The following is a 10,295-nucleotide window of genomic DNA, read 5'->3' on the forward strand; positions in this document are numbered from 1 at the left end:
GGAGTTTGCGCAGGATTTGGAGTTTGATTCGCCCGCGGTTCGGGCGTATCTGCGGAAGGAATTGGGCAAATTTGAGCTTGAGCGCCTCGGTTCGCTCGTGCTTGGCTGCACGCATTTTAACTATTTTAAGGACGTTTTGCGCGAAATTTTGCCGTCTCACGTGCGCATCATCGACGGCATAGACGGCACGCTAAACCGCCTTGCAAGCGAGCTGGGCGGAGGGCTGAAGCTTGCGCGCGGCGGGGATTTGCCCTCGCGGACAACTAAATTTAACGCGGGCAGCGACGCAAAATTTGATACGAATCCATCGGCGCAAGCCCACGAATTTGGCGCGGAAGTGCGAGGCGCATGCGGCGAGAGCATAAAAGACAAGAGCAAGCAGGGCGAGGGGAGCGATGAAAGCGCTCGCAGCGAGCGGGGCGCAGGAGGGGGCAACGAAAGCTGTGTCGGCAAAAATAATGCAGAAAGGTACGGCGAGAGCGGTGGAGGGTCGGCAGGCGATACGTGGCGCGACGTAGAGCAGTGCGGCGAAGACAAACGCCGCATGTCGCCGCGCGCCGTAGATGCGAATTCGCAGCTCAAGCTTTATTCTCGAGGCGGCGCGGATTTGTCCTTGGAATTTAAGCCGAGAGGCGAAGGAATGGGTATTTCGCGAGTGAATTATCCAAACGGCAACAGCGTGGAGTATTTTTGCTCGGGCAGAGCGCTAGATGCGGCGCAGCTGCGCAAAGTAGAACTGTTTTTAAAGCGGCTCGATGCGATGCGAGCAATCGACTAGGCTACGCGCCCGTGCGTCGTAGATCCGTAGCGCAGGTTGGGATTCCAGTGCGTCATAAATCACGTCAAATTAAAATTCCTGTTCATCGCGGATCGCACTACGCGACTTAAAATTTAGATACGTGGTGGATTACTCTGCGCAAGTTAAAATTTTGATGCGCTATAAATCGCAGCGCAAACTCAAAATTTCGTCGTTTCGTAAATCGCGCCGCATAGACTAAAATTTCGGCGCGCTAAAAAATTTAACTCGGCTTGATGATTTAGAAGCGGCTTCGCGCGGTGCGCGAAAGTTAAAATTTTACGGGGCAAATGCTGCCTTCCGCTGTCCGGCACGTAAATTTAAAATTTAATACACAACGCCGCCGTCTGCCTTGAAACCGCATAGCGCAAGCCAAGCGCCGCCGTTGCCACTAATTCTTTGAATTTCATAGCGTAAGCCGAGATCGCTGTTTGCAGGAGTAACCTCGCGCCGCACGAGCTGTCACCGCGGATTTGAAATTTTAAATTTAGACTAGGGTGCGGATAAAGCGCGCGAAGTTAAATTTAGTGCGCCGCGCAAACCGCCGCCGAGAAAATTTGACTAGCGGCATGTGAGATCGTGAAATTTAGCATGCCGCACTGCGAAATTTCACCGCCGCTGAGAGAAATTTAGGCAAGGCGCACGGCGTAAATTTTAAAATGATTAAATTTTAAGGTGCCGCGCAGCCCGTAAGTCTTTTCTGTGATAGCCAAGCCCGCAGGCTTTAAAATTTGAAATTCCAAAATCCGTAAAGCAAGATTTCGCACTGTATCATTTCGCGGGCGAGATTTATACCGCAAAATTCGGCACTGAGTAGGGCAAATTTACTCTGCATCGAAGGTGCAGAGTGAATTTAGAATGTATTAAGAGTTTAAAATTTGATTTATTCTATTTTCAAAGGAGTATTTGATCTTCTTATAAAAGAAGCGTCATAAGCATGTCTCAAATTGACGGCTTCGACACTATTTGGATCTGCGGGTTCTTTGTCTTTATATTTTTCTATGATAGCCTTAGCTTCGTCCCAATGCTCTAGGTAGTAATCAACAGTATACGCCATACTTTTTTCCTCTACGACCGTTTTTGCGTTCAAGCAATTCTTATAAGAGTTACTTCCATCTTTAAGGGTATTGAAATCACACTTTGCCAAAACCTCTTTGGCTTCGTCCAGATGTGCGTCGTAATACTCCCTGGTCTTTACCTCGGTATCGTCACCGCAACCAACTAATAAAGCAGCTAACCCCCCCCCCCCCAGAGGAACATCTTAGGATTTTTCATTTCATTCTCCTTGTTTGAAAGTTATCGGTATTTTACTATCCGTTTACTTTAAAAATTTTGAATTGCGCGCGGCCGCGCCGTTTTAACGCAGCTAGTTAAATTTAGCTTTTAAATTTGCCCGCGCTTTTTGGAATTTCGTTTTAAAATTTTACTTGCGCGACGGAATTTTACAGGGCGGAATTCTGCGGGATAAAGCAAAATTCCGCCGGACAGAATTCCGCATCGCTGCGGAATTTAAAATTTAAAAGCAAATTTAAAATTTGCGAGAGCTACTCCTCTATCTTTTTACCTGCGAACCGCACGAGAGCCCACGTAACGGCAAGCCCCATCGGCAGCGCGATCCAGACGCTAAGTCCTAGCGCTACGGGCAGATAGCCCGCCACCACGGCGACCGCGCCGACGGATAGAGCGTAAGGCATCTGCGTCCTTACGTGCTCGATATGATCGCAGCTCGCGCCCATCGACGAAAGGATCGTGGTGTCCGAAATCGGCGAGCAGTGATCGCCGAAAATCGCGCCGGTTAGCACGCCCGAGATATTTACGATCATATAGGCGTGAAGCGCATCGCCCGAAAGCCCGTAGTGAAGTCCCACGGCGTTTGCTAAAGGTATGGCAAGCGGCATTAGAATTCCCATCGTGCCGTAGCTGGTGCCCGTCGAAAAGCTAATGAATGAGCCTAGCACGAAAATCGCTACCGGAAGCAAGAATTTCGGCGTGTTTTGACTTAGCATATCGACCAGATAGCGCGACGTGCCGAGCTCTTTGATGACAGAGCTGAGCGACCAGGCAAGCAGCAAGATCACGATCGTGACGATCATCGTCTTCCACCCCTTGATCCACGTAGAGATCGCCTCTCTGACGTTAAAAATTTTGCGGTAAACGCTCATAAATATAGACACGACCGTAGCAAGAAGCGCCGCTTGAAAAAGCGCAACCGACGAGTTCGCGTTGCCGAATGTCGCCTGAAGCGTTGCAAAGCTTAGCGGAGCGGCTTTTGCGGCTGCGAGAGCATCGCCTTCAAGCTTGCTTAGTCCGCTAAAATAAAAGCTCGCAAATGCGCCGCAGATTAGCACTATAAGCGGGATAACGGCGTTTGAAGCTTTCGGCTTGATCCCCTCTTTGGGCTCTAGCGTTTTATCTTCGAGCTCGGCGATATTAGAATTTTTAGAGTGGATTTCGCCGGTCGCTGCGCGCCTTTCGGCAGAGAGCATCGGCCCGAAATCCCTACGCATGAACGCCACGTAAACTACGAAAGCAAGCATAAAAAGATTGTAGAAGCGATACGGCATGGTTTGTACGAAGATCGAGAAGGCGTTTACGTTTTGCACGCCGATCTGATCATATCCCGCTCTTATCAAAGATACTTCAAGACCTACCCAGGTAGAAATTAGCGCGATGCCCGCAATCGGCGCAGCGGTAGCGTCGATGATGAAGGCGAGCTTTTCGCGGCTAACTCTAAATTTATCGGTGATCGGCCGCATAACAGGGCCTACTATAAGAGCATTTGCGTAGTCGTCGAAAAATACGAAAAGGCCCATAACCCATGTTGAAATTTGCGCCGAAATGCCCGTTTTGGCGCGCTTGCTAATCCAAAGCGCCACGGCTTTCGTGCCGCCCGTCCTACTAATCAGAGCGACCACGCCGCCGATACAAAGTACCTGCAAAAGCACGCCCGCGTTGCCTTTGCTAGCCATCGAGCCCACTACGCGCGAGACCAGATCCGTAAAGCTGCCCACAAGCGCGGAGATCGGATTGTTGCCGACGACTGCAAGCATATAGGTGCCGCTAAAAACGCCGATGAAAAGCGATAAAATCACCTCTTTGGTAATAAAGGCAAGCGCGATCGCCACGACGGGTGGCACTAGCGTCCAGATGCCGAAAAGCTCGGCATTATGCTGTCTGGTCGCGTCATCCACCGCAAATGCGGCAACCGATAAAAACATTAGTAATAGAATTTTTTTCATTTTCTCGCCTTAAAATTTAATGCTTCTCGATAAAAAGCCCAGCCCAGCTCTGCTGCGTCGCCATCGCCTCTACGACGTTGATATTTACGCGGTGCGGCATCGCTAGGCAGCTTAGCACGATCTGCGCGATGTCCTCTGGCAGGATCGCATCGACCCCCTCATACACGGCCGCGGCGCGCGCTACGTCGCCTTTAAAGCGCACCTCGCTAAACTCGCTCTTACAGATTCCAGGAGCGATCTCCGTCACGCGGATGCCGCTGCCGCGCAGGTCGTTGCGGATATTGCGGCTAAACTGCTTGATAAACGCCTTGCTCGCGCCGTAAACGTGGCTACCCGGATAGGGCCACGCGCCCGCAGTCGAGCCGAGATTGAAGATATAGCCGCTTTTGCGCGCGATCATCAGCGGTAGCACTGCCTTGGTCGAATACAGCACGCCTTTGATATTCGTATCAACCATCGTCTCTAAATCCTCTACTGGCGTCTGCACGATCCCCTCAAGCCCCAGCGCGAGCCCTGCGTTATTTACGAGCACCTCGACGTCTTTGAAATTTTCAGGCAGCGCGCTTACGGCATCAAACACCGCAGCTTTATCGCGAATATCCGCGGTGATAATGTGCGTGTTGCCTAGCTCACCGGCTAGCTTTTGTAGCCGCTCCTTGCGGCGCCCGAGTGCTATGATCTTATAGCCCTGCGCGCTAAGCGCCCTAGCAATCGCCTCGCCAAAGCCGCTCGTAGCGCCCGTGATGAATGCCGTGTTTTTCATATGATCCCCTTTGCGTAAAATTTTAAATTTAGCGCAATGATAACGCAAAACGGATTTAGAATTTATGAAATTTGTTCTTGCGGCGCGGGCGCGGATGAAATAATACGAAGACATTGGGCGTGCTTCTAGCGCGCACGAGCTCGCGATCGGCAACGGATTCGGCGAACACACGGGCTAAATTTAAAATTTTGCGCCGTTTGTTTGTCGCAGCTTGCTATAATCACTTAAATTTAGGGAAAGGCAAATGAGCAAATTTATACGATTTATCCTCGTTAGTATCTGTGCTTGCGCCACTTATGCGGGTCTGAAATATGCTTTTATACTCTTTATCACGTGGCTCATGTTTAGTGGGGTATATTTTGACGGACCGGGTGCACTGCTCGCCATACCGCTCACGTTTCTAAGCTCATCGGTTATATTTGATTATTATTGTATTGCGCTGGGCTCTCATCTGCTCTTTTTATCACTACTTAAAGGGCGCGACGTGAAAACGCGGTGGATTTTGCCTTTATTTTTTCTCATAACGCTCGCGTTTTGTAGTTTTTGCGTCTTAATCGGGCACGAAGATTATCAACGCATAAACGCGCTTTTTGCACTCTTGCTTATCTCTCCTTTTACGCTCATCGCATACGCCATCGTTACGACCGTAATCCTTGCCAAAAATAAAATTTCGGATTATTATCCGGTCTTAATCGCGATAATTTTTGTGCCCATTCATGCCGCCAGCATAGGGATATGGGGATTAGAACGGATATATTTTGGAGTGTTTCTAAACGCGACGATACTGGGGATTTTTTATTTCACGGCGAAAATCGGGCGCGTAAATTTGATCGCACATAGACCCGTACCCGACAAAACGCAAAATTCTAAAGACCGCGTTATCAAAACAATACAAAGCAGCGCGACATTTTTAAACGACGATATTTTAAAGAAGCGCTAAATTTTATCCTTTTTTAAGAATTCTACATAACGCTTTTGTCGCGCACCACAAGCTTATATTCTTCCCGATAAATCTGAGCTTTACCGACAAAACCCTTCAAAAACTGCGCCGTTTTGCTTCTTGACGTATTGCTATCGCCATTTGATCAAATTTAAATCCAGCGCGATCTCGTCGTTTTTGATCACGCCGATACCCTTATTTAGCACATTTTGCGCGATCTGTTTAACTTCTGCTAGCGAGTACATCGCGAAGGTGCCGCACTAAAATTTATTCAGCTCAGCGATGTCCTCTTGAAGGTACGCCTAAAATATTTTTATGCTTACGTTCCACGCCGTCGCGATGGTAGGATTTGGTTTTAATAGCAACTAGCTCCAATAAAATTTTATCTGTCACGCACAAGGTTTTTTGCGTTTTTCGATCTAAAATTTGAGTTGCAAGAATTCCATTTGTCGTTTACGGATACTCAGAATAAATATTGTGGCTATTTTATACATGCAGAGTAAGATAAAATTGGTAGTTCTCAGGCGTGGCAAAATCACGCACCCCATTTTACAGATGGCAAAATAAGGCGCGCTGGAGTCGGTTCTAACTTGAGATTTTATTTAAAAAGCAAATCGGATTTTAGCTTGGAATAAACCTGCTCGCCTTTTAACTCACGGACGATTTGTAGTGCGAATTCCATTGCAGTAGCGGGACCTTTCGAAGTCATTATATTTTGATCTTTTACGACATTCGCCGAATTCGTATAGCCTGGGTGAGCGATCTGATTTTCAAAGCCTGGATAACAAGTATAAGAGCTTTTTAGCACACCCGCCGTAGCTAGCGCCCATGGAGCGGCGCATATTGCGCCGATTTTTGCGTTATTTGCATCGAAATCGCGCAGTACTTGCCCCAGCCTCTCGCTCTTTGCCAAATTTTCGGCTCCGGGCAAGCCGCCAGGTAAAACGATCATATCAAATTCCGAAACTTTTATATTGTCTAAAATTTCATCGGCGATCATCTCTACGCCGTGCGCACCACAGACGCATTTCTTATCCAGCCCCACGGATACTGCATCGATCTCCGCGCGGCGCAAAATATCGATCAAACTTACCGCCTCGATCTCTTCAAATCCGTTTGCCAAAACGATCACTACTTTCATCTACGCTCCTTTATTTTAGGTATGAGCCCTGCTCACTAGGGGCAGTCGAAATTTTAGTATTCGTGCTCCTACTAGACGAGCTATCGTATAAGAACGAATCGTCGCCTTTTAGATAAGCAATGATGTAGCCTAGCTCCGTAGCGCCCGTCTTAGCGGCGATCGGCTGCATGATATTTTTCATCTTGCCACCATAACTTAGATCTGTAGTGTATTGCGACATAGCTATCGAGATCTCTTTAGCGTCCATATCTTTGAGTTTACGTGATACTCCATAAGCTTTTTTTTGGCCATTCTCGCCGTGGCATGAAGCGCACTTCTCAGCAAAGATAGCCCCACCTCTTTCTTTTAAAAAATTTATATTTCGATTTACCTTGCCGCTATGGATTTTACTGCCTGCGACCGGAGTGTTTTTGTAGATATTTACGGTTACGTTTTCATCTTTAGAATGCTTTTCGATCAGGGATTTTAGCTCTTTGGCAAACTCACCTTTAGCTTCAAATACATACGTATCATCGCTTGCTTTATCCGCGGCACTTAAATTAAAGGCAAAAAAACATGCTAAAAAAGAAATTTTAAAAATTTTCATAGAAAACCTTGATTTAGAATTTAAAAAGGGCGAAGCAAAAGCTTCGCCCTAATTTTACCCGTATAAGGTAAATAATTAGAAGCTGTATTTAGCCTCGAATCTGATGCGATCTTTTTTCTCATCAAGACCGCCAGCAGCATCGTCAATCTTATAGTGAGAATACCAAGTTTTGAAGCTTAGCTTTTCATTATATTTATAAGAAATTCTACCTACTACTTCGTATGCATTGTCACCATCTGCTTTACCGTCTAGGTAATCAGCGCCGATTCTGATGCCAGTATCAGGGATGGTATAGCCTGCTACTACATACCAGTAGTGATTTTCGCCACTAAAGTTTCTATAGTCTAACAACTCTTCACCTGGGCTAATGAAAGAGCCTTGATCTTCAAAAGATACAAAAGAAACTTTATCTTTATCATCAGGCTCAAATTTTAAATAACCTGCAGCTAAATCAACACCAAAGAAACCAGCATTAGCTTCTGCAGCCCAGAAATCTGCATCACTAGCACCCGCATCTTTATAATCACCGTCAAAATCAGAGAATGCATACTGACCTTTTACACCGAGATTGAAATCATCAGAGATATCAAAGTTTAGAGCTAGTTCTGCAGCAAAAAGCTGTGCTACGTCCTCTAAAGCGTTATACCATAGTTGGAAAGATACTGGATCGTATGAGCCCATAAATCCTATACCGTATAGATTATGATCAGTAGTTAGTTTATTATCTACCGCTGCGCCCCAATCAAGGCTTGAAATATCTCCATCATTCTCTAAAGAATCCATCCAAAAGCCGCTAATTGTCAAGCCCTCGATATCGGTACTAGTAATCTTAACACCATCTCCATACATATCATCGGTAAAGAACGAACCTATGCCCTGGCGACCGACTGCAATAGTGGTACCGCCGATAGTGTATCCTAAATAAGCTTTAGCGATATCGAAATCAGAATCTTTGTCGCTTGGATTTTGTGCACCATGATATTGGCTATTTGAAGAAGAAAGCGACTCGCCATTATCTCTATCTAAGAACCTAACGCCCACTACACCAAAGAAGTTATCATCGATTTTAGCTTTAAAATCTACTTCGGATTTAAATTCCCAAACGCCCTTATTGCTATTTATTTCATTTTTAAGGTGATCATGGGTATATCGCATACGAGCGTATCCGTTTAGATCCACATCCTTGATAGCTTCCTCTAACGGAACAGCACTTGCACTCATAGCAAGAGCACCTGCAGCGACTGCTGCCGCTAAACTAAGTTTAACTAGTTTCATTTTGAACTCCTTTAAAAGTTTGTAAGCGCAATAGTAGCACAAAATGACAAATTATATGCTTAAAATATGCTGAAAAATACTAAAATTTTACCAAATTGTTACCGAGCATTTACCGAAAATCCAAATTTAACGGGCATAAAAAAAGCGAGACCCACACAGGTCTCGCCGATTATTGAAAGGAGTTCTAATTTCGATGTGGGGATTATATCAGGCTGCGGTAAACAGACGGCAACACCTCTTTCATGCGGGAGAAATTTGATAAAATTTTACGATACAAAATTTTATGAATGAAATTTCAAGACACAAAATTTGCAAAGCGTGGGTTTTAAAAATCCACGCAACATCTTATCGGCGGAGAATACGGCACTTAGAACGAGCAGTGCGCGAAAAACTACGAGAAAGAAAATTTATAAGAATTCCTCGAATTAAAATTTTAGCGTGGCTGTATTTCTATAATATAGAATTTTGTGGACAAAATAGCGTCACGCAGTAAGAAATCTTAAGCACGAAGCAAGCGAATAGGAAATGCTAACCTAGCCATATAAGTAAGATGTGCAGCGCAGAATTTCGTGAAATACAAAATTCCACAACTTATAAAATATAAAATTTATGCAGGCAATCGCATAAAGAATCAGCGGACTTTAAAGCGCAAGCAAATCGCGCAAGTCCGTCATGATTAAGAACAGAAACCATTGCCTTCATAAGAGTAGAGAGCAAGCACAAAAGCGTTTCGCAAATTAAAAGCAGGCTCGCTTACCTTAAAGGGCATAGCGGCTAAAAATCGCATAGGATTAAAAGCTGATATTTTCGCTCTCTGGCACAGCAATAGCGTCATTTTTATGCATTTGTTTGGTCTCGATTTTACCGATATCATAAGCGCGCGGAGCAACGGAACCCGCTTTGCGCGAAATGATTCGCATATCGGTGATAGCACCTGAGGTGGTACTTATGTAGGCAGTATCTCCCGCAGCCGCATAATATCTGCTTGCGCGAGCGGTGTAGAGCTCGCCGCTGGATAGGTCTTTAAACGTATAGACATAAGCTGTGGAGCTTTGGCGAGTGTAGTTTACGATCTCGGATTTGAGTGAGCGTAAGTTGCCTGCAGGCGTCGGAGCGGTGCTTACGGCGCAGCCTGCGATGCCAAGAGCCAAAAGTGCAGAAAATATGAAATTTTTCATTCAGTATCCTTCATTTGTAAAATTTGAATTTTTAGAGTAGTAGGTTTGGGCTTAAAGTTTGCTTTTTTGAGAGACATCGAATTGGAATTTAAACGACGATGGATGCGCTTGCGTCGCTGGCATTTGTTTTTGAGGGGCGTCGAAGTGGAATTTAAACAGATCTCTCTTAGCGTTAGGCGGAGCAAGAGCGCGCTTTTAGCGATTTTTCTATATATGTGGGGCAGAATTTAGCAGCAATCGCGAGTGAGACTTAGCAATATCGTCTAAATCAGACACGGCAGAACCTTAGCTTCTTTTATCCGGCCAGCTTGCATCAGCAACCTTTGCGGCGCTGACTGCGATATTTGCAAAAATCGGGCTTGAAGGCATCAACTCCC

8 protein-coding genes and 1 pseudogene are annotated in these 10,295 nt (G+C 45.9%); 2 read left to right on the forward strand and 7 right to left on the reverse strand.

Annotation, left to right across the window (positions count from 1 at the left end; all coding sequences use genetic code 11):
• Positions 1 to 778: pseudogene (locus tag Q0101_RS05085) on the forward strand (glutamate racemase); the annotation flags it as partial.
• A 901-nt stretch (positions 779 to 1,679) separates the two neighbouring features.
• Here Q0101_RS05085 and Q0101_RS05090 read toward each other — a convergent pair.
• The 3 genes from Q0101_RS05090 to Q0101_RS05100 form a co-directional block, all read right to left on the reverse strand.
• A complete protein-coding gene (locus Q0101_RS05090) occupies positions 1,680 to 2,048 on the reverse strand; it encodes an EexN family lipoprotein (RefSeq protein WP_297942960.1) in 369 nt (122 codons plus the stop codon).
• A 292-nt stretch (positions 2,049 to 2,340) separates the two neighbouring features.
• Positions 2,341 to 4,035 (reverse strand): Na+/H+ antiporter NhaC family protein, encoded by a 1,695-nt coding sequence (locus Q0101_RS05095; RefSeq protein WP_297942946.1) that lies wholly within the window; start codon positions 4,033 to 4,035, stop codon positions 2,341 to 2,343.
• Between the two features lie 16 nt (positions 4,036 to 4,051).
• Positions 4,052 to 4,798 (reverse strand): SDR family NAD(P)-dependent oxidoreductase, encoded by a 747-nt coding sequence (locus Q0101_RS05100; RefSeq protein WP_297942948.1) that lies wholly within the window; start codon positions 4,796 to 4,798, stop codon positions 4,052 to 4,054.
• 244 nt (positions 4,799 to 5,042) lie between these two features.
• On the opposite strand from Q0101_RS05100, the gene Q0101_RS05105 reads away from it, so the two are divergent.
• Positions 5,043 to 5,738 (forward strand): hypothetical protein, encoded by a 696-nt coding sequence (locus Q0101_RS05105; protein ID WP_297942950.1) that lies wholly within the window; start codon positions 5,043 to 5,045, stop codon positions 5,736 to 5,738.
• Between the two features lie 598 nt (positions 5,739 to 6,336).
• Here the strand turns inward: Q0101_RS05105 and Q0101_RS05110 are convergent.
• From Q0101_RS05110 to Q0101_RS05125, 4 genes are all read right to left on the reverse strand, one after another.
• Complete coding sequence (locus Q0101_RS05110) at positions 6,337 to 6,879, reverse strand: DJ-1 family glyoxalase III (RefSeq protein WP_297942952.1); 543 nt, start codon at positions 6,877 to 6,879, stop codon at positions 6,337 to 6,339.
• A 10-nt stretch (positions 6,880 to 6,889) separates the two neighbouring features.
• Positions 6,890 to 7,465 carry a cytochrome c gene (locus Q0101_RS05115; RefSeq protein ID WP_297942954.1) on the reverse strand — a complete coding sequence of 192 codons (576 nt, stop codon included), beginning with the start codon at positions 7,463 to 7,465 and terminating at the stop codon, positions 6,890 to 6,892.
• A gap of 75 nt (positions 7,466 to 7,540) precedes the next feature.
• On the reverse strand, positions 7,541 to 8,740 hold the full coding sequence (locus Q0101_RS05120) for an OprD family outer membrane porin (RefSeq protein ID WP_297942956.1): 1,200 nt from the start codon (positions 8,738 to 8,740) through the stop codon (positions 7,541 to 7,543).
• A gap of 791 nt (positions 8,741 to 9,531) precedes the next feature.
• Positions 9,532 to 9,918: a hypothetical protein gene (locus tag Q0101_RS05125; RefSeq protein ID WP_297942958.1), complete on the reverse strand. Its 387-nt coding sequence runs from the start codon at positions 9,916 to 9,918 to the stop codon at positions 9,532 to 9,534.
• Positions 9,919 to 10,295: the final 377 nt, after the last annotated feature.

Source organism: uncultured Campylobacter sp., assembly GCF_937921625.1.
In the GTDB taxonomy this organism is placed as follows: Bacteria; Campylobacterota; Campylobacteria; order Campylobacterales; family Campylobacteraceae; genus Campylobacter_B.

Coding starts and splice junctions, on each gene's coding strand:
- Q0101_RS05095 (WP_297942946.1), bottom strand. CDS start 4,035: ATGAAAAAAATTCTATTACTAATGTTTTTATCGGTTGCCGCATTTGCG.
- Q0101_RS05100 (WP_297942948.1), bottom strand. CDS start 4,798: ATGAAAAACACGGCATTCATCACGGGCGCTACGAGCGGCTTTGGCGAG.
- Q0101_RS05105 (WP_297942950.1), top strand. CDS start 5,043: ATGAGCAAATTTATACGATTTATCCTCGTTAGTATCTGTGCTTGCGCC.
- Q0101_RS05110 (WP_297942952.1), bottom strand. CDS start 6,879: ATGAAAGTAGTGATCGTTTTGGCAAACGGATTTGAAGAGATCGAGGCG.
- Q0101_RS05115 (WP_297942954.1), bottom strand. CDS start 7,465: ATGAAAATTTTTAAAATTTCTTTTTTAGCATGTTTTTTTGCCTTTAAT.
- Q0101_RS05120 (WP_297942956.1), bottom strand. CDS start 8,740: ATGAAACTAGTTAAACTTAGTTTAGCGGCAGCAGTCGCTGCAGGTGCT.
- Q0101_RS05125 (WP_297942958.1), bottom strand. CDS start 9,918: ATGAAAAATTTCATATTTTCTGCACTTTTGGCTCTTGGCATCGCAGGC.